The following is a 19,278-nucleotide window of genomic DNA, read 5'->3' as shown; positions in this document are numbered from 1 at the left end:
TGGGGGGATTATGTTCATGTCCAAACGGAAATCAGTCGGCGCCTCTCTGTGCGGCCAAGGCTTTGGCCCTTTCGCGACGGCGCAAAAAGCGTTACAAGAAATTCAAAGCAACGGCAAGACACAACGGGAGGCACTCTCATGGCGACCGGAAACAGCTATCTTCTGGCTCTTGACCAGGGCACCACCAGCTCACGCGCCCTCTTGATCGACCAGCAAGGCCAGGTGGCCGGCATGGCTCAGCAGGAATTCCGTCAGATTTACCCGGAACCAGGCTGGGTCGAGCATGATGCCCAGGAAATCTGGGATTCGCAGGCCAAGGTCGTGAAGGACCTTCTCACAAAACTGAGCGGTCAGGATCGGCTTGTCGGCGTCGGCATCACCAATCAAAGGGAAACCACCATCGTGTGGGATCGCAAGACCGGCCGTCCCATTGCCAACGCCATCGTCTGGCAGGATCGACGAACCGCCGCTTACTGCGAACAATTGAAAGCCCAGGGATTGAGTGAACGCATTCAGAGCAAGACCGGGCTTGTCATCGATGCCTATTTTTCAGCCTCGAAAATCCGCTGGCTGCTTGAAAAAATTCCGGGCGCGCGGGATAAGGCCCAGCGCGGGGAACTCGCCGCGGGCACGGTCGACAGCTGGCTGATTTGGAATCTGACCCGCGGTCAGGTGCATGCGACCGATGCCACCAACGCGAGCCGCACCATGCTCTATAACATTCATAATGGAAGCTGGGATCAGGAGCTGCTCGATCTTTTTGAAATTCCAAAGTCCATGCTGCCCGAAGTGAAATCTTCGAGCGAAGTATATGGAAACATGGATAAAGACCTTTTCGGTCACGCCGCACCCATAGCCGGCGTCGCAGGCGATCAGCAGGCCGCTCTTTTCGGGCAACTCTGCATCGAACCGGGGATGATGAAGAACACCTATGGAACGGGCTGCTTTCTCGTCCTCAACACTGGGAACAAACCCATCACCTCGCAGAATAAACTCCTGACCACAGTCGCCTGGCGCTTGGGCAAGGAAACCACCTATGCTCTGGAAGGTTCGGTTTTCATCGGCGGCGCGGTTGTGCAGTGGCTGCGTGATGGACTTGGTCTGATTGCCAATTCCAAGGATATCGAAGCCCTGGCCGCGAAAGCGAAGGACAACGGCGGCGTGTACTTCGTCCCGGCCTTCACTGGACTCGGCGCTCCCTACTGGGATCCCTATGCACGCGGTACCATCATCGGCCTGACGCGCGGCACCGGACGCGAGCACATTGCCCGCGCGGCTTTGGAAGCGATCGCCTATCAGACCCGTGATGTGGTCGAGGCCATGCGCGCCGATGCGAATATCCCGCTCAAGGAACTGCGTGTCGATGGTGGAGCCTCGGCCAACCCACAGCTCATGCAGTTTCAGGCTGATCTTCTCGCAGCCGCCGTGGTCCGCCCGCGCTGCCTGGAATCCACAGCCATGGGCGCCGCATACTTCGCCGGCCTCGCCACCGGATTTTTCCCGCATATGGATGCCCTCAAGGGCCTTTGGCAAAAGGATGTACGTTACGAGCCCCGGATGCAGGAAAGCGAAAGACGCCGGCTCTACGGGATGTGGAAAGCGGCGATCAAACACGCATCCGGCTGGGCGCGTGATGCCGAGGTTGGGGCCCAGCCACAAGCCTAGCGTCCTTTGCCCGAAGCCTCCTGGGGATCAGGCGTGCTTTGCACCTAATCCCCGAGGCTCCAGCCTCTCTTTGCCCCTAACCCTGATCCCCGAGGCTCCAGCGTCTCTTTGCCCCTAAACCTGAAATCAGGCATAATGGAGTGATCCAACACTCCATTTGCTATATCGTGGGTTGAATATGAAAGCGATTGCCCTGGGACTTATCGCCTCGTCCTTGCTGAATGGTTCCATCCGTTCGGATCGCATGCGTCCCGACGTTCGCCATTGGGCCGAGGATATCTACGCCGCGGCCCCGCGTTATGAAGATCATGAGGACTTCCTTTCGGACGTGAACGTCGATGAAGATTTTGAGGATCTGCAGGAAGCGCAAGCCAAACAGATCGCCGAATTAAAAAAACTGGAAGAGATCGACCTGACCAAGGAAAGCGCCGGCGGCGGGTTCCTTCTGGCCAAACAGCTGGTCGAGACCTCGCTGAAAATCTCGACCTATCAACGCCTGATGGCCGAGCGCGATCTTTTCTTCAAATCCAAAGACTGGCGCCTTCAGGACGTGACCGCCCGCAGCAAAATCCCGAAGCAGTCTGAAATCGAATCCCACTCCTTTAAAACCGTGGGATTCGCGCGAAACCTTGTCAACAACTACACCTTCGAACAGGACCGCAATCAGTATCTTCTGATCCGCCTGCTCGCGCGTACGCAGAATTCCAACCTCTTTCTCTTCCTCGACCAATTCAAAAAACGTTTCCCCAATTCCAGCTTCCTACCCCACGTAAACCTTGCGCTGGCTGAATATTATTTCCAGCTGAAGGAATATGAAAAAGCCGAGGGCCTACTGAAGTCCATCATGGACAACAAGCTGACCCCCGTCCGTCCCTATGCAATCTATAAGCTCGCCTGGGTTCACATCATGCGCACCCAGAACGAAAAAGATAACGCCAAACGCATGGCCGGCCTTGAAAAAGCTGCTGTGGCCCTGCGTCTGACCCATAAGCTGATGAATGACTGGGATGCCTACAAGCCGGCTTTTAAACTCAAAGAGGAAGCCGCGGTTGACCTCGCCTGGGTCTTTGCCGAAATGCGCACACCCAAAGCTGAGGTCCAGAAGTATTTCGAAGAGAATAAACCCAAGCCCGCCTATCACACCTATCTCGTTTACCTGGCTGTCGATGCGATTCGCGATGGTGACAGCAAGCTCGCCGAATCGGCCTTTGCCGAATACCTTCCTCAGGAAGTCGAGAGCCGCTACTATCCTCGTGACCTCATGAGCCAGATTGATCTTTTCATCCAAACCCGCAGCTTTGATAAGGTCCTCGAAGGCTACAAAAAAATTCGCGGACTCTTTGACGAAGAAAGCCCCTGGATGAAGGAATGGCAGAAGGACAAGCTTCTGGTCGAAAGCTATCAAAAGCAGTTGTCCAACCACCTGATCCTGACCGCCTCGAAGATTCAGCAGGAAGCGGAAAAAATGGGCTCGCAGCCGCCTCCCAAAGCGGTCAAAGGCCAGCCCGTCTATGATGCCAGCAAGCTGATGGTGATCAGCAAGAGCTACTATGATCTTTTCATGGACTGGTATCCCAACAGTGATGCGCAGGATGAAGCGCGCTACAACTATGCCCTGCTCGTCTTTCAAAACGGCGAGATGGAACGCGCCATCCAGCTTCTGACCAAAATCGCCAACGATACGAAGAGTGAGCATCGTCGGGACGCAGCCTATAGCCTCGTGGTGGCTGCGGCCAGCTGGGACTCGACGCAGGCAGTGCCTAAACTGCCTGAGCCAGGCAAAGCGAAAAATCCCGTGCCTCTCACCAAGACCAAAACAACGCTGATCGAGAAGATAGACTTCTTCTATAAAAACTGGCCAGAAGATGAACAGAATATCCCAGCTCTTTACACAGCCGCTCAAACACTTTTCGAGTTTGGTCATTACGAAGATGCCATGCGCCGCTTCGATGGTCTTGTGAAGCTCGCTCCCAAAACTGAGCAGGGTGAAGCAGCGCTGAACACATTGCTCAGCTATTATGTGGAGGTCGGGCGTTGGGATGATCTGATTACAATCTGCAAGGAGTATCTTGCGAATAAGACGGTGGCCAGCTCGGGGCATCGGAAGCTGATCAGACAGACCCTCGATTACGCGAAGTCACAAAAACCTCAGTGAAACCTCGGAACCCGGCCCCAGCCGGGTTTTTCATTATCAGAGCCTTTTGGGCATACCATCAGCTTTTTGTCCTCGCCTTGCAATATCTCACGACCCCGGACCGTCTCATGTCGCAGCCTCAAAAGGGGCTATCATCACATTCGACTCAGTCCGGAGAAGCTCATGAAATCCTTGCTCGCAGCTGCCCTCTTATCCGCTCTGGCGGCCTCTTCCGCCACGGCTCAGGTTCAGTTCGAAACCCGCGCCTTTCACTCCAACCTGCGCATTGATGCCGGTCGCGTAACCAGTGAAATCTTTGGAGATATGAACTACGAAGAAAACATGAGCGAGGCCTTTTTTAATACGGCTGGCCTCGGCTTTGGTTTGATTGCGCCTGTGGATGAAACTGTGGAATTCGGTCTGGGCGTGAGCTTTGCCCGCTACAATCCGACCCCCGGGAATGAACTGAATCAAACCGTCGCCAATGGTTTTACCCGCATTAACTTCGCCCATACGGCCAACGGAAAATTCTATATGCTGGCCGGCGTTTCCCGTCAGCAGCTGACACAGCATTTTGAAAGCACTCCGTATACTCGCGTCCAGGCCCGCTATACCCCGATCGTGAATGGAGATCTGGGTCTGGGCGCCAGTTTTCAACTGGATCAAGTCGATATCGGCTTTGAGTATAAGTATACCAACACGCTGAGTCCCGGCCGCGGGACGCTGAAAAGCTCCTGGAAAATTCCAAGCTTCATGGAAGGTTCGGGCAAATCCAAAATCCGCGATGTTGTTCTGGAAGGCCAGGAGCTGGCTCTGACCTGCGGTATTAAACTCTGAGTTCAAACGTTCCAAAGACTTCAACTCTCTCAGACAGAGATTCTGTATTTTGTCTTTGAACATGGGATCTTACAGTAACAAGCGTGGCATGGAGATCAAGACCGACCCATGCCCGTTTCAACAGACTCTATTTCCTCAAACTTATCTAACACTTAAGCCCGACACTCCCTAAATTTCTCTGCATACGCGACTGCCAGGGGATGCCAGCCCATCTTAAAACCATAATATTATCAGATAATTAAAGAGTGCTCCTCTCCGGAGCACTTCTTGCGAATACCACCGTGTTCCATCATCGCAAGCTCGGCCTAAACCAGGAGTGACTCATGAACGCCATCTGGAAAATTCTGCCTCTGACTGTCTTCTTCTTTCACTGCAAACAAGTCGAGAGACCCAGTTTACCCGTAAAAAAAGAAGCCATCAGCGCCGAGGCCTCGCCCTTCTTCATCGTCAACGAAGAAAAAGTGAGCACGCGCACGGACGCCTTAAATCTTTGCCCCGTGACCTGTGACGAGCAGGATGCCCTGTGGACCGGCACATGGTCTGATCGCAGCCCCTTTCCCAATACCCAAGGCGGCGTTTGTGAATGCCGTGATAAACCCATGTTGGATGCATCCGTTTCCGAGGCTCCCGTTTCTTCCGCAGAAGAGCCCATGGTCGAAACCATCGTCTATCAAATGGATGAAAAGGAAATGACAGAAATCTTCGAAGTGGAGGCCACAGCCACGGCGGGTACATCATCCGCAACAGCCAAGGCGGATGCCACCGAAGGCAGCAAGGCCGTCGCCAAAGCCGGTGATTCCGTCAGCAAAGCCGAATCACGCCCCGATGTTTCCGCCACTGTGCATCGTGACGAGGAAACCGGCCAGGTCACAGCCACCGCCAAAGCCGGCAAGGCCGTCGCACGAGCCAAGACTCCACCATCCGATGGCGCCACGACCAGCATCAATAAGGAAACCGGCACAGTGAAAGCCTGTGCGCAGGCCGGTGAAGCCCGGGCTTGTGCCGTCTCCCAAAGAGATCCCTTCGCCACTTACTGAATATCATGGCAGGCAACCTGATGCGTTTGAGAAACAGAACGCAAGACAGGTTGCCTCATAGCGCCTTCCGCACAGGATACCGCGCAGCGCGGCCTGAACGAACAGCCCTGTCTCCGGCTGATAAATCCAGGTGGGTAACCGGGAATACCCCGTTTCTGTATGCGCCGTCCATCAAGGGAAGGAAAAGACGCCATCAACCCCCGCGTATAAGGATGCTGGGCGCGCGCAGCAATCTCTTCACTGGGTCCACACTCCACAATCTGGCCCGCATAAAGAATCGCAATGCGATCACAGAAAGCTGTCATCAAAGGCAGATCATGAGTCACAAAAAGCACGGAAAATTTCTGCTCACCCTGCAGCTTCACCAGAGTCTGAAGAATTTCGCGCTGCACAATCACATCCAGCGCCGTGGTCGGTTCATCCAGAATCAGGAGCGGAGCTTCCAAAAGAAGAGCCATGGCTATCATCACCCGCTGCCGCATGCCGCCGGACAATTCATGCGGATACGCATGCAGATGCCTGCCTTCCAAACCCACGCGTGCCAGCCAGCTCAGGGCCAGGGCTTCCGCTTCATGTCGCGGCATGCTCCGATGCGCGTTCAAGGTATCCAGAAGCTGCTCGCGAATCGTCAAAACAGGATTCAAAGCATTCAAAGCATTTTGAAAGACCATGGCGACATCACGCCAGCGAAAGGCCCTCATCTCCTGGGGGCCGAGATCCAAAATGTCCTGACCACGATAAATGATGCGGCCGCTGCTGATATAAGCGGGTGGCGGCAGGATGCGGAGTATCGCTTTTGCCAGCGTGGATTTCCCGCAGCCGGATTCTCCCGCAAGGCCGAGGATTTCCCCGGGACGAATATCAAGGCTGAGATTCTCGATGATCGGCACAGGACCTGCCGCATCTGCCATCATGATGGAAAGATTTTCAATCTGCATCATCACGCCGTCCTCACCACAGGAGTTAAACCAGGATCAGCATGACCCACACGGCGGCGCCAGGCCTTCTGCACCTGCAGCCGTGGATCTGCGATCTCATCAATCGCAAAGTTCAAAAGAGCCAGGGCGAAACCCAGAAGCGCAATGCAAACTCCGGTGGGAACGAAGGTCCACCAGCTTTCGGTCATGAGCGCCGCATCATTGCTCGCCCAATAAAGGTTGGTGCCCCAGGTTATGGCGCTGATGTCACCAAGCCCAAGAAATTCCAGCCCGACCTGGGCTCCCAAGGCATAGATCATCGCCCCTAAAAACGTCGATAATAAGAGCGAAGCCATGTTCGGAAGTATTTCAAAGAGCATGAGGCGCAGGCTCGATTCACCGCCCACAATCGCTGCGGCGACAAAATCCCTTTGCCGTAAACTCAAAGCCTGAGCCCGAAAAACCCGCGCATTCCAGGCCCAGCCCGTCGCAATCAGCACCAAGGCAATGGTCAGTGTGCCGCTCGGAAGATAAGCCGCCACGACAATCGCCAGCGGCAAACCGGGAATGACGAGAAAGATGTTGCTGACGAGGGATATGACTTCATCCACAAGTCCACCCCAGTAGGCAGCAGCCAGTCCAAGCAGGGCCCCGATCAAAGTCGTTCCTGCACCAATGGCCAAAGCAGAAAACAGCGAATGCCGTCCTCCGACGACCATCTGGGCCCAGACATCCTGCCCCTGACCCGTTGTTCCCAACCAGAATTCTTGAGACGGTGGCTGCAGCGGCGTTCCTAAAAATGCCCTGGGATCCACAGTGAAAAAAGGCCCCAGAATTGTGAGCAGCGCAAAGAAGATCAGGATAGCCAAACCCCAAAGGGATTTTTTCTGTGACAGCAGTCGACCGAGCATATCAACCCCCGAGACGAATCCTTGGATCCAGTAGTGTCGTAAAAAGATCCACCAGCCAGTTTGCGAGCAAAACAGCCAGCGTAATCATCAGAAAGAGTCCCTGCATCAGGGGAAAATCCTGGCTGCGAACAGCCTGCACCAAAAGGAATCCCTGACCCGGATAGGAAAAAACCACTTCCGTCAGAAGCGATCCGCCCATCACAAAACCAAGCGCCATTCCAAATCCTGTCATGTTAGGCAGGAGCGCATTGCGCGCCGCATAACGCCAGATGATGCGAAAGCGCGAAAGCCCTTTGGCTTCCGCCAGAGCCACATAATCCTGGCCCATGGCTCCCATCATCGCATTGCGCATGCTCAGCATCCAGCCGCCGATGGTGGCCAGGACGATGGACAGGGCCGGAAGGAAGGCATGACTGATCACATCATAAAGCCTTGTGAAAAAGCCGGCATGAGCAAGGTCAGCGCTCATCGCATGACCCAAAGGAAACCAGCCCATGCGAAAGGCCAGAAGATAAAGAAGGAGCATCGCAAACCAAAAGTAAGGAAAAGCTCCAAAGAAAGCCAGGACGGGCGGCAGCACACTGTCCAGCCACGATCCGCGTTTGGCCGCGGCCACGATGCCAAGTCCTGTTCCCAAAACAAAACTGATCAGGACAGCTGTACCCGCCAAAAAAAGAGTCCATTGAAAACCCTGGCCGATCACATCGACAACCCGCGAGGGATAGTAAACCACCGAGATACCGAAATCGCCTTGCAAGAGATGTTTGAGATAGGTGAAGTACTGCTGATAAAGCGGGGCATCGGTCAAACCAAAAACCTGTTTCAGAGCTTCCAGCGCCTCGGGCTTCAGCTGTCCCTGAAAGCGGGCAAAAATAAGGCTGGCCGGATCCCCCGGAGCCAAACGCGGCAGAAAAAAATTGATCGTGATCGAAAGCCATGCGGCCAGAGCATAGAAACCAAGTCGTCTCACAAGGTGGAGCATGATCAGTATCCTCGCTGCCGTGGTTTGACTTCATTCAAAAGCAGAAGAATCTCCGGGCGAAAATTCGGCGAAAGAGCGGCATAGGGATTTTCAGCCGTCGGAAAGCCTTCAAAATAAGCACTATTGTAAAGACCCCAGGCCGGTGCCGGAAAAAGCGGAATCGCCGGTGCTTCGCTCATGAAAATATCCTGCAGCTCATAGGAAATCTCCCGCTGCCGCGCGGCATCCACAGTTCGCTCCCATTCTTCAAGGAGTTTCGTCGCCTGCGCATCGGCATAGCGGTGCCAGTTCCCGGGGGCCAGCTCATCCTTGGCTTTTACAGTGCGCGCATCCATGATCCACCGATAGAATCCATAAGGATCCGTGCTCTCACTCGACCAGCTGATCGAGCCTTGAAACTGGCCCTTCTGCAGGCCTTCAAACCAGGATCCAAAATCCCGGGCCTTGACCTTCGCATCAATTCCAAGCTCCTGCAGCTGGGTGGCGATGATCTGGGCCGCACGGACCCAATCCGACCAGCCGTTCACGACGGTGATTTCCAAAGTGAGAAGCTGCCCCGCGGCATTGCGCCTTTTTCCGTCACGATCTTTTTTCCAGCCTTCCTTCTCTAAAATCTCGATGGCTGCATTCGGATGATAGTCCAGCCACTGCTTTTGCTCGGGCGCAGGATCCTTGCGCCAGCGCTTATAGGCATCTGTTAAACCCGAAGCATGAGGCGGCTCGGTATAGCGGTACATGGCGACATCAGCAATACGTTCGCGATCAATGCCCATGCTGATGGCCTTGCGCATGCTGACACTTTGAAAGGGTTCATCCTGCGTATTCAGATAAAGAAAAATCATGGGCCCTACGAGAGGAAACCAGTAGTGATGATGTTGCGGATCTTTCTGAACAAAGACCCGATCCACAGCCGGCATGAAGTTACCGGCCAGGTCGACTTCACCGTGCAAAAGCGCAAGGTTCGCCTGATCATTGCTGGAAAAAGCTGGAAAACGTAGGCCTTCAATCGAAGGTTTTCCCTTCTGCCAGTAACGCGGATTGCGTCCCAGTTCAAAAACCTGGTCCTCGAATAGCCTCACTTCAGTAAAAGGTCCCGTGCCCACAGGATCGGGATTGGCAAACTGAACCGGATCCGGGATCCTGCTCCAGATATGTTCCGGAACGATCGTCTGATTCGCTAAGGTCGCAAGGCCCGGTGTATAAGTACGCTGCATCGAAAAAACCACATCCCGCGAGCCTGAGCTTTCCACATCGGATAAAAAGCTCCAGACACCACCGGCGTCCAGGGCCGGAAATTTCTTCAAAAGCTGAAATGTGAAAACCACATCCTGCGCCCGTAAAGGCTGACCATCCGACCAGAGCACAGTATCCCGAATCGTCATCCGAAGACGGCGAAAGTCCTCGCCTTCCCACGCATAGGCTGTCGCCAGCCAGGGAATGAATTCACCCTTCATGCGGTTATAAACAAAAAGCGGCTCGTAAATGGCGCCGTTGGTAAATTCGCGAGCACTGCCCGAGGTGAGCAGCGGATTGAAGTTGCGCATCAGGGACGTTTGGTTTCCAACAGAGATCGCCAGTACCCGCCGCCCCTCTTTTTCGCTCCGCGGCACACAGCCTTGGAGCAGAATCACACAAGAGGCCAAAACACTAATGAGGGCTCGCATGGTTGACATCCTCTTCCTGATCCCAGTTTTCCCGTGCGACTCCTTTCAAAGGAAACCATGAGAGATCATTCATGGCTTTCTCCAGTATCATGGTCGCGGCTCCCAGAGCGATATGATGCTCCCCCAGCTGACTCCAGCGCAAAGGAATCGAATGCAGATCACTCCAGATCAAATGCTGACGAATGACCTCCCGCACTTTATCCAGCACACGATCCCCTAAGAGGCTCATGCTTCCCGTCAAGACAATGGAATCAAGATCCAGCATGACGAGCAGGTTGGAAAGAGCGGCCCCCAGGGCAAAGGTCGCTTCATCAAAAATCTGTTCCGCTGCAGGGTCATTGGCCAGAACCGCTTCCATCCAGCGCTGCATGGTCAGCTGAGAGCCGGACAGCATACTGAAAGGATTATGCCGACCCACGTCCTGGGCCCGTTTGAGCACACTCCCGCTGCCCAGCACATCATTCAGGTTCTGATTGCTTTCACCCGGAACAAGATGCACCAGCATGTGTCCGATTTCCCCAGCCAGTCCATAGCGCCCGCGATGAATGTGGCCATTCAAAATCAGACCGGCACCCAAACCCGTCCCGAGTTTGATGAAGGCAAGATTTTTGCGTTCAGGTTCCTTGGCCCACCAGAGTTCGGCCAGGGCCCCAAGGTTGGCGTCGTTTTCAAAGAGCACCGGCAAACCAAAGCGTTCCCGCAAAATGGTGCGGGGATTCCAGCCCTTCCAGGCCGGCAGGATGCCCTCATGAATCGGGGAATGCTCCTCATCAGGATGCACAGGGCAAGGCAAACCCAGACCAATTCCGATCACAGGGCACTGATCCTGCGCGGCCGCCTCTTTCATGGATTCAATCGTTTCCACGATCAGCTGCATGGTTTGCTGCGGCTCATTCTGAACGGGGCAGCGACGAAAACGCGATTCCCGTATCATGCCCTTCAGGTTGATCAGGGCAAATGCCACATGAGTGGCTCCGATATCCACACCGATAATCGAATAGGCATCACTGTGAAACGAGAGCATCATCGGCCGGCGTCCGCTCGTCGAATGCCGTACGCCTTGCTCGCTCACCAGATCGCGTTCCAAAAGTTCCGCAACGATGGCGGAAACAGAGGAACGGCTCATGCCTGTCATGCGCGAAATATCTGCACGGGAAATCTCCTGCTCCTGCCAAATCATGCGCAAAAGCGTGGTGCTGTTGATGGTTCGCAGATGGGATGCGTCGACTGTTTCCATTCCCTTGGTCCTTTGCATTAGATTTCCACGACGATTTTGTTGCCGTATGGGTCGACTGTTTCGACCCAACGCCCCTGAGGGGTTCCGCCCAGGTCACGAATGGCGTAAAAAGCCAGCGGTACCAAACGATAGGAGTATCCTTCAGCTGTATAGCCGACGCTATCTTTAAAATTGTCGAGCATGGATTGATAAGCCTGAATTGCAGCGTTTCGGTAAAGCGTCCGCTGCTCCTCGCTCAAACTTTCATGAGCGGATAAAGCGCGCAGAGCCATGGCCGTTTGAAATTGACTTTCACCACTGCGGGCGATCGCCAATTCGGTGGCCCAGGCATAGAACATGGCGGCCAGGCGTGCGGCCGGAGCGCCTGCTTCCATGGCCCAGCCTGTAATGCTCCAGCGCTGCGCCGGGCTTACGGCGAGCCGGGTAAAGGGATTCTGGTCATCCTTCAAGATCGAGGTGCTGGGATAAACGCCGGCCCCATCTTCGAGCGCGGGCAAGGCCGTATTTTCCAGGGAAAGAGGCTCCAGCTTGTCCCCGCCGCCTTTCGGACTGCCGCAGCTTGCCAGCAGCAAGGCCAGCACACACAGAGACTTAAATATTGATGTCGACATAAGTTGTCCACTCCTGTTCATCGCCATGTTTTCCCGATCCCGGCGCGTAGGGGAATCGCGGTGAATGCTCATCCAAAGTCCGCATCTGATAACGCATTCCCACCTGGCTGATGGGGCGATCAACGCGGAAAGGCTCCAAACCATAGGCAAGAGAGATCTGTCCTTGAAAAGGAAAGGTCAGGTTATAGTCACGATAGTAATCGTATGGACCCCAATCGTTCCATTTGGTGATAAGCTGGGCCTGCAGGCGTTGCCAGCGCAGAGTGCTGCCAAGGCCATAGCGTTTGATAAGTCGCTGGCTGTCACCGTTGGCCTGCCCTGTGCCGCCGTAAACCTGGTGGATCATCCGAAGTCCAGGGGATAGGACCTGAACAGCGCGGAAGACAGCGTCCCAAAGATTGGCAGCCGGTGGCGCGGATGCAAAAGCAAAGACGGTTCCATCAGCCAGGACGCCAATGCTGCTGTCGCGGCTGGTGGGAAAACGTCGATAGATGAGATCAAGACTCGCCGCAAAGGGAGCTGACTCACGATCATCATTATCCCAGGCGAAAAACCAGCTGTCCGGTGTGGGGTCGAACACAAAAAGAAGCTCTGCCCCGAGCATTTCACGGTTATCCAAAACCGCGAAGGTATCATTCAAAAGATTGCGTGGGCGAAGACCTGCGGTATAAGTTCCCGTCGCCGCATCGAACTGGTCCGTATTCAAAAGAGGATCATGCGGAATGGGACCGACCAAAGGCTTTTGATAAACGATCTGGGGCGCGACGCTAAACGCTCCTGATCCTGCGGAAAACCCAGCCGCGACGTTATACTGGTTGCCGCGTTCTGAAGGCTTGAGCGACCATTTGGTCAGAACGATCGAACTATCCGGTCCACCGTTGGCCACGAGTCCGCGATAGGCTCCTTGAAGATACCAAGGCAAGGGCCCTCTGCTCTGGATGAGGCGGAATTTTCCAGCGAGCGTATCCGCAGTCTTCACGGACGATCCTTCGGTCACTTCATATTTTGAACCGTTATATCCTGCGCTATCCGTCTCTTCCGTTTTCACGTAGCGATCACCAATACGTTCGCGGCCGGACTGCAGAAGGCCCCATTCACTTTTCAAACCGAAGAATCCGGTTTTAAAACTGACGCTCGACCGCCCCGCTCGACCACCCGGATCGGTCAGGGCGCTCGTGGCGACCGATTTTTGCTCGGCAAAGGCTTCCTGATGCATCACGGTATAATTCAGATCTGCGAGCTGGCCGGTATATTTCACGATAGCCATGGGCTTGGCGCCCCAGTAAATCTGAGGTCCGAGCGCTATCTTAAGCCCCTCCAGCTGCGATTTACCGCTAAAAACAAAGCCATTCGGCGCATCCGAGTTATAGCGATCAATACCGGCCATATCATAGGTTTCCTGGAAGAAACCGAAGAAGTCGCCTTCATCCGCCCAGTGCCCGTGCGGCGCGCGGTAGAAACCTTCCAGTTTAAAGGCATCCTCGTTCCATTCAAACCAGGCGCGGTGGAGCTTCACCCGTTCGCGATCATTCAGAGTCACATACTTGCCATCCTCGCCCTTGACCTTGACGGGTCGGCCGCGGTTCTCATAAAAGATTTCATCCATCTTGTTTTCCGCAACATGCCCCAGCACATGAATCGCTGCACTGGCTTCCAGGCGCGGGTCCGGGCGCCAGCCCCATTCCAAAGTCACCGATTCCATATGATCATCGGATGACCAGCCTTCCCGCGTGCCCTTGTTCGTATTGCGACCGGAACTCTGGATGGATTCAAGGTGAATGTTTCCGCTTTTCAAAAAGAATTTCTCGACGTCCACGAGTCGCCCGGCGGCCCGCAAGGCAGCCGCTTGAGGCTCATAGGCCTGGGGCTGCATATCCATTATCCTGGTCTCCCAGCTGCTGCGTTCGACGGCATAGGGATTCAAAGCGAAGATATCGCGCAGCATGAAATAAGCAGGCCTTGGCGTCAGCTGATAACGGCCCCGCGCATCATTTTTGCTTTTGGCCATGATGCCAAACCATTCCTCGTTCATGTTGTTCGAGCCCTCCTGAAAATCATAGGCATAGCCCTGATTCGACCAGGAAGCGGTTTGATCATGAACGGCAAGGTTTTCCGTCTGCTTATACTTCCACCATTCGTCGGACCACTGAAAAACAAAACCACCGACCGCGTTGCCAGCCCCGCCATGGCCATAACTATTCTGATAGATATCGAGCCACTGACTCTTTAAAAATTCCGCCTGCGCCACCCCATCTTCACGTCCACTGCGGGCATTGAAGGCATCAGCTCCAAATTCGCTGAAAAATACGGGTTTTCCGAGTCCGGATTTGACGCGGGTAAAAAGATCCGTGGCCGTCTTCCCGCGATAGACATTGACGCCCAGCAGGTCGATAGCCGGGGCTTCCTTGGCAATCAGGTCAAGGTACAGAAGGTCACCGTTGCAGATCGTGACCAGACGCTGCGGATCGTTCGCCTTGATGGCGGCTGCGATTTCTCCAAAAAGACTGTAAAGATATCGGGCCTTCGCTCCATCGCGCTCGCCCTGGGGAAGATTTTCAATCTCGCTCGATGTCCAGGCGAGGCCATAGTTATTTTCATTCCCGAGCATCCAAAACAGGACACCGGGCGTATTTTTATAGCTCTCCACCATAGCCAGAACGTCTTTTTTTATAGCCTCCCGCAGACGAGGATCCGAATAATCGACAGGCGACTGCGGAACACCATCCACAGTGAAACCATAGCGTCCCATCAGGTGATTCATAAGCGTGTGAATGCCATAGGTCTCGTAAATGTAAGTCACCCAGCGTGGAGGAATCATGGCGAACTGTCGGATTGCGTTCACGCCCATGTTCTTAAGAAGCGGCATTTCCACATCCAGAACCGCGCGAATATCGGCATCCGATCGCGTCCACAGGTCATAGGAATAATTTTCACCAACCGGAATGGATCCCCAGTTAACACCTTTGATCAAGAAAGGCTCGCCATCCCGCAAAACGCGGGCCCCTTTCTCATCCTGCTGAACCGTGAAACGCGGAGCCGCCAGGGCCAGGCTGGGCAAAAACATCAGACTCAATAAAAGCAGGAGGGGCCTCATGGAATTATCCTTTGCTGAATCAGGTCGCGATACCAGTAGGCACTGTCCTTGGGTGTCCGCTCTTGAGTTTCATAATCAACCCAAACCATGCCGAAGCGTTTTTGATAGCCATAAGCCCACTCAAAATTGTCGAGCAGCGACCATTGAAAGTAGCCTTTAAGATTCACGCCCTGCTCCAAAGCCTCCAGCATCGCCGCGGCATGTTTTTTAAGATAGCGAATGCGCCGATCATCGCGAATGCGGCCGCTGGCATCCGGCGCTTCATCATAGGCAGCGCCATTTTCCGTGATATAAAGGGCTTTCGGTTGATATTCGTTCTGCACAAGCAGAAGGAGGTCGGTGAGACCTTGAGGCGCAACTTCCCAGCCCATATCGGTAAGGTCGACGGGATCCAGGATCACCTGAGGCGGCTTTTGCCCCGCAGCGTCCTCTGCACCGCGCAGGATCCCACGCGAATAGTAATTGATGCCAAGAAAGTCCATGTCCTGCCGCATAAGCGAAAGGTCACCACTATGAACAAAGTCCAACGCTCCTCCGCACTCCTCTTCCACCTCGGCGATCATGTCAGAGGGCAGTGAACCCTTGAAAACAGGATCGAGATACCAGCGATTGAAGCCTCCATCAAAGCGTCGCAGGGCCTCCTGATCCGGCAGGGAATCGGAAGCCGCATATCCGGGCGTCAGATTCAAAACGATCCCGGCCTGCAGATCGGAACGCGCGCTGCGGATGGCCTGCATGGCCAGCCCGTGCGAAAGAAGAACATGATGGGCAGCGATCCATCCCGACCGGGGATCCTTCAGGCCAGGCGCATGCTCACCCTTCCTGTAACCCAGGGTCGCAATGCACCAGGGTTCATTATGTGTGATCCAATGCTTCACGCGATCGCCGAGGCGTGCGACCATTTTTTCCGTGTACTCGGCGAAATGCTGTGTGATGTCACGATTGAGCCAGCCGCCGCGCTCTCCGAGCACGGCCGGCAAATCCCAGTGATAGAGCGTCACCCAGGGCTCGATCCCGGCACCGAGCAGCTCATCCACGAGGCGCTCGTAGAACGTGATCCCCTTTTCATTGATCGGACCTGTTCCACGCGGCATGACCCGCGGCCAGGCTAAGGAAAAGCGATAGGCCTGAAGATTCAGCCTTTTCATAAGAGCGACATCATCCCGATAGCGAAGATAATGTTCGCAGGCCCGGCGTCCATCGCTGCCATCCGCAATACGCCCTTCTTCCAAACAGAATTGATCCCAGATCGAAGCACTGCGGCCATCGACATCGGTTGCCCCTTCAATCTGAAAGGACGATGTCGCGGCACCAAAGAGAAAATCCTGAGGAAACGCTTTCCAATTCATGAGGGTCTTCTTTCCAACCTGGGGTTACGGATGGCATCCAATAGGAGAGCCGTATAGGGATCACGGGGATGAGCGATCACCTCGTCCGTCGGACCGCTTTCCACGATCACGCCCTTGTTCAGGACGATAAGGCGATCAGTCAGGTAACGCGCACTGGCGAGATCGTGTGTGATCAGAAGCAGAGCGAGACCTTGCTCCCGACGCAGACGCGCGAGCAGATTCAAAATATCCATGCGAATGGAAACATCGAGCATGGAGGTCGGTTCATCCGCTACGATAAGCTTCGGGTTCACAGCCAGGGCGCGAGCGATGGCCACCCGCTGCCTTTGTCCGCCGGACAGGGCGTAAGGATAGGCGCTGGCCATCCTTTCAACTGGAGTAAGCCCCACCATGTGCAACAGTTCATGGACGCGCTTCTGCAGCTCGCCACGCGTGACAAGGCCATGACGCAGAAGGGGACGCTCCAGATGATAGGCCACGGTATGCGCGGGATTCAGAGATGCGAAAGGATCCTGGAAGATCATCTGCACCAGCGAACGATAGGCATAAGACGCAGCCCGGCGCTCTGACTGAAAGACCTCGCAGCCATTCAGCCAAAGTTCGCCACGATCGGCTTTTTCGAGTCGCAGGATGATGCGGCCTAGGGTGCTCTTGCCACTGCCCGAGGCTCCGATCAGCCCGACAATCTCACCAGCGTTGACGTGAAAGGAGACGTCCCGTAATGCCTCAACGGCCGAGCGCCGGCGCATCAGTCCGCTGGATTGATAGGTTCTTGTAATGTGGCAGAGACGCAAAAGCTCCATAACGGGTCACTCCAGGCTTTTTCAACCTTAAGACCATTTTGTTTTGATTAACTACTAATCCCACCATTTGGACAAATCAAGTTCTCATTGAGAACTAAATCCCAGGACTCAGCGCACATAGCACCACTTCGCTATTTTTAGTCTATTTTAATAGGCTTTTCGTAAGGATTTCGGAATCCGCGTGCGTTCAAAATTCGAAACTACAGAATGACTGCCTGGTTCGTATTTATAAAATGTAAGGACCCTGCGGTCGCAAAACCGCTTGCCGTCGTCACCATTTTGTTTGGTATAAGTACAATCATGAATTCGACACAGCATGGAGGATTACATGCAAACGTGGATACTGAAACTGCTGCTCGGTGGCTGTTCATGCCTCGCTCTCAGCTGCGCCGCTTCCTCAGCGCCTTTAAAGATCTTTCCGACGGACAGCGTGAAAGCCATTTCCTATTCCGGCTATCGCAGCGGCCAGGGGCCAGGGCGTGCGGAACCAACGGAAGCCCAGTTAAGCGAGGATCTAAAACTGCTCAGCCGTCACTGGAATACCATTCGGCTCTATGGAAGCGGCCCGCAGAGCGCAGCTGTTTTGCGCGTCATTGACCAGGAAAAACTGCCTCTCACGGTCATGCTGGGCGCCTGGCTCAAGGCCGAGGTCAGCAATCCCGCCTGTCCCTGGGGCGGAATCCATGCGGAGGCCGAGCTTCAAAAAAATCGCGCGGACAATCAGACCGAAGTGGATCAGGCCATTGCTTTGGCGAAGGCCTATCCGTCCCTGGTCACGGCCATCAGCGTCGGCAATGAAATCCTGGTGGACTGGACCGATCACAAAGTGCCGGTGGATTCCGTGGTCGCTTATGTGAAGCGCGTGAAGGCTGCAGTCAAAGCGCCTGTTACGGTCGCTGATAACTATGTGCCTTTTCAAAAAGGCCTTGATGAGCTTGTCGAGCATTTGGATTTCATTACCATCCACAGCTACCCGATTTGGGAACAAAAGGACATCGACGGCGCGCTGGCCTTTGCCCAGCAGAATTATGAAAGCGTCCGGCAGCGTCATCCGCAAAAACCGATCGCCATCGGTGAGACAGGCTGGGCCACTGTCACGAACGGAGTCGGCATTCCGCTGGCCTTGGCTCATGAATCCGCCCAGGACCGCTATTTCAAGGAGATGAGTGCCTGGAGCCAGAACCAGGGCATACCCATATTTTTCTTTGAAGCCTTTGATGAGGATTGGAAGGGAGGCCCGGATCCTCAGGAACCCGAGAAACACTGGGGTCTTTTTACCAAAGACCGTCGCCCGAAATTGGCTGTGAAAAGCCTTTATCCTGATTTGATTCCGTAAGAGTTCCTTGGCCGTAAAATTTAGGGGGGTACAGTATGAAACGTTTAAGTTCCGGGTTGCTTCTGCTGCTGAGTTTATGGGAAACGCAGGCGGACGCCGTGGCTGTCACGGAAGGTTCCATCCGACCGAGGCGGCGTCATGAAAATGATATGGATTTTTCCAAGTATAATCCCTTCTATTGGGAGGGGCGTCAGGCGCATTTTAAAGTCGAGGACTGGACTCCTGATGGTGACAATCGCATGCGCTTCACCTTTTACACCGAGTGGCCCCAGGATGCGATCCCGACCCGCGGCCCGGATTTTTCCGCTGTCTACATCGGCAGTCCCAATGCCGGCAGTGAAACGGAGCGCAGCAAATTCGCACTGAATATTCGCATGACGACGGTCGGCGATTTTAAAACCTTCACGGCTGAACTGGGACCGGGGGAATTCTCGGCGTTTCGCGACCGCATGAAGCCAGGCTCTGTTTTAACCTTTGAATTCCGCTTTTTCATGAATGAGGGCTTCGATCTTTGGCAGAAGCAGAAGATGGCCAACCCTCATAACATCTCCGCCTATTATTCTGAATTTTTCCGGGTCCGCATTGGAACACCGGGCCTTATCATTGATGATCCGGATCGCCCCGACGGCACGCCTCATCCCCTGCGCTATGCAGGAGGCGCGACCACGATCCCCACGGTTCGCGTGGAACCGTGGAAAGCC

At 54.6% G+C, this 19,278-nt stretch carries 14 protein-coding genes and 1 pseudogene; 6 read left to right on the top strand and 9 right to left on the bottom strand.

The annotated features are described in order from the left end of the window. The first annotated feature begins 138 nt into the window (after nucleotides 1-138). The 4 genes from glpK (at nucleotide 139) to VFO10_RS01735 (ending at nucleotide 5,673) form a co-directional block, all read left to right on the top strand. The gene (gene glpK, locus VFO10_RS01750) at nucleotides 139-1,665 is read left to right on the top strand and encodes a glycerol kinase GlpK (protein ID WP_325136944.1); all 1,527 of its coding nucleotides are present in this window, start codon (nucleotides 139-141) and stop codon (nucleotides 1,663-1,665) included. A 178-nt stretch (nucleotides 1,666-1,843) separates the two neighbouring features. Next, nucleotides 1,844-3,820 carry a hypothetical protein gene (locus VFO10_RS01745; RefSeq protein ID WP_325136943.1) on the top strand — a complete coding sequence of 659 codons (1,977 nt, stop codon included), beginning with the start codon at nucleotides 1,844-1,846 and terminating at the stop codon, nucleotides 3,818-3,820. A 162-nt stretch (nucleotides 3,821-3,982) separates the two neighbouring features. Beyond that, on the top strand, nucleotides 3,983-4,636 hold the full coding sequence (locus VFO10_RS01740) for a hypothetical protein (RefSeq protein WP_325136942.1): 654 nt from the start codon (nucleotides 3,983-3,985) through the stop codon (nucleotides 4,634-4,636). Nucleotides 4,637-4,959: 323 nt separating this feature from the next. Then, entirely contained in the window at nucleotides 4,960-5,673 is a 714-nt protein-coding gene (locus VFO10_RS01735; RefSeq protein ID WP_325136941.1) for a hypothetical protein, read from the top strand. On the opposite strand, the gene VFO10_RS01730 is transcribed toward VFO10_RS01735, so the two are convergent. Genes VFO10_RS01730 through VFO10_RS01690 form a run of 9 tightly spaced genes read right to left on the bottom strand, consistent with a single transcriptional unit; the run spans nucleotide 5,667 to nucleotide 17,241 of the window. Next, nucleotides 5,667-6,614, bottom strand: a complete 948-nt coding sequence (locus VFO10_RS01730) for an ABC transporter ATP-binding protein (RefSeq protein WP_325136940.1) — start codon at nucleotides 6,612-6,614, stop codon at nucleotides 5,667-5,669. The genes VFO10_RS01735 and VFO10_RS01730 overlap by 7 nt on opposite strands. Further along, the gene (locus VFO10_RS01725; RefSeq protein WP_325136939.1) at nucleotides 6,614-7,501 is read right to left on the bottom strand and encodes an ABC transporter permease; all 888 of its coding nucleotides are present in this window, start codon (nucleotides 7,499-7,501) and stop codon (nucleotides 6,614-6,616) included. Before VFO10_RS01725 ends, VFO10_RS01730 begins: the two co-directional genes overlap by 1 nt. 1 nt (nucleotide 7,502) lies before the next feature. Next, on the bottom strand, nucleotides 7,503-8,483 hold the full coding sequence (locus VFO10_RS01720; protein WP_325136938.1) for an ABC transporter permease: 981 nt from the start codon (nucleotides 8,481-8,483) through the stop codon (nucleotides 7,503-7,505). Between the two features lie 2 nt (nucleotides 8,484-8,485). Next, the gene (locus tag VFO10_RS01715; RefSeq protein WP_325136937.1) at nucleotides 8,486-10,147 is read right to left on the bottom strand and encodes an ABC transporter substrate-binding protein; all 1,662 of its coding nucleotides are present in this window, start codon (nucleotides 10,145-10,147) and stop codon (nucleotides 8,486-8,488) included. Beyond that, the gene (locus VFO10_RS01710) at nucleotides 10,131-11,384 is read right to left on the bottom strand and encodes an ROK family transcriptional regulator (RefSeq protein WP_325136936.1); all 1,254 of its coding nucleotides are present in this window, start codon (nucleotides 11,382-11,384) and stop codon (nucleotides 10,131-10,133) included. Before VFO10_RS01710 ends, VFO10_RS01715 begins: the two co-directional genes overlap by 17 nt. Before the next feature lie 17 nt (nucleotides 11,385-11,401). Next, nucleotides 11,402-11,995, bottom strand: a complete 594-nt coding sequence (locus VFO10_RS01705) for a hypothetical protein (RefSeq protein ID WP_325136935.1) — start codon at nucleotides 11,993-11,995, stop codon at nucleotides 11,402-11,404. Continuing rightward, complete coding sequence (locus VFO10_RS01700) at nucleotides 11,976-15,089, bottom strand: glycoside hydrolase family 2 TIM barrel-domain containing protein (protein WP_325136934.1); 3,114 nt, start codon at nucleotides 15,087-15,089, stop codon at nucleotides 11,976-11,978. The genes VFO10_RS01705 and VFO10_RS01700 overlap by 20 nt, the downstream gene beginning before the upstream one ends. Beyond that, a complete protein-coding gene (locus VFO10_RS01695; RefSeq protein ID WP_325136933.1) occupies nucleotides 15,086-16,438 on the bottom strand; it encodes a GH1 family beta-glucosidase in 1,353 nt (450 codons plus the stop codon). The genes VFO10_RS01700 and VFO10_RS01695 overlap by 4 nt, the downstream gene beginning before the upstream one ends. Further along, complete coding sequence (locus tag VFO10_RS01690; protein ID WP_325136932.1) at nucleotides 16,435-17,241, bottom strand: ABC transporter ATP-binding protein; 807 nt, start codon at nucleotides 17,239-17,241, stop codon at nucleotides 16,435-16,437. Before VFO10_RS01690 ends, VFO10_RS01695 begins: the two co-directional genes overlap by 4 nt. 328 nt (nucleotides 17,242-17,569) lie before the next feature. On the opposite strand from VFO10_RS01690, the gene VFO10_RS01685 reads away from it, so the two are divergent. Together VFO10_RS01685 and VFO10_RS01680 are read left to right on the top strand one after the other, a co-directional pair. Next, nucleotides 17,570-18,577 (top strand): glycosyl hydrolase family 17 protein, encoded by a 1,008-nt coding sequence (locus VFO10_RS01685; RefSeq protein ID WP_325136931.1) that lies wholly within the window; start codon nucleotides 17,570-17,572, stop codon nucleotides 18,575-18,577. 35 nt (nucleotides 18,578-18,612) lie between these two features. Then, nucleotides 18,613-19,278: pseudogene (locus VFO10_RS01680) on the top strand (thiol oxidoreductase); the annotation flags it as partial.

Origin of the sequence: Oligoflexus sp., from assembly GCF_035712445.1 — a bacterium.
Lineage (GTDB): Bacteria > Bdellovibrionota_B > Oligoflexia > Oligoflexales > Oligoflexaceae > Oligoflexus.
The sequence above is the reverse complement of the archived record's forward strand: the minus strand, read 5'-3'. Positions and strand labels throughout refer to the sequence as shown.

Coding starts and splice junctions, on each gene's coding strand:
- VFO10_RS01695 (WP_325136933.1), bottom strand. CDS start 16,438: ATGAATTGGAAAGCGTTTCCTCAGGATTTTCTCTTTGGTGCCGCGACA.
- VFO10_RS01745 (WP_325136943.1), top strand. CDS start 1,844: ATGAAAGCGATTGCCCTGGGACTTATCGCCTCGTCCTTGCTGAATGGT.
- VFO10_RS01700 (WP_325136934.1), bottom strand. CDS start 15,089: ATGAGGCCCCTCCTGCTTTTATTGAGTCTGATGTTTTTGCCCAGCCTG.
- VFO10_RS01715 (WP_325136937.1), bottom strand. CDS start 10,147: ATGCGAGCCCTCATTAGTGTTTTGGCCTCTTGTGTGATTCTGCTCCAA.
- VFO10_RS01690 (WP_325136932.1), bottom strand. CDS start 17,241: ATGGAGCTTTTGCGTCTCTGCCACATTACAAGAACCTATCAATCCAGC.
- VFO10_RS01740 (WP_325136942.1), top strand. CDS start 3,983: ATGAAATCCTTGCTCGCAGCTGCCCTCTTATCCGCTCTGGCGGCCTCT.
- VFO10_RS01725 (WP_325136939.1), bottom strand. CDS start 7,501: ATGCTCGGTCGACTGCTGTCACAGAAAAAATCCCTTTGGGGTTTGGCT.
- VFO10_RS01705 (WP_325136935.1), bottom strand. CDS start 11,995: ATGTCGACATCAATATTTAAGTCTCTGTGTGTGCTGGCCTTGCTGCTG.
- VFO10_RS01720 (WP_325136938.1), bottom strand. CDS start 8,483: ATGCTCCACCTTGTGAGACGACTTGGTTTCTATGCTCTGGCCGCATGG.
- VFO10_RS01710 (WP_325136936.1), bottom strand. CDS start 11,384: ATGGAAACAGTCGACGCATCCCATCTGCGAACCATCAACAGCACCACG.
- VFO10_RS01685 (WP_325136931.1), top strand. CDS start 17,570: ATGCAAACGTGGATACTGAAACTGCTGCTCGGTGGCTGTTCATGCCTC.
- glpK (WP_325136944.1), top strand. CDS start 139: ATGGCGACCGGAAACAGCTATCTTCTGGCTCTTGACCAGGGCACCACC.
- VFO10_RS01735 (WP_325136941.1), top strand. CDS start 4,960: ATGAACGCCATCTGGAAAATTCTGCCTCTGACTGTCTTCTTCTTTCAC.
- VFO10_RS01730 (WP_325136940.1), bottom strand. CDS start 6,614: ATGATGCAGATTGAAAATCTTTCCATCATGATGGCAGATGCGGCAGGT.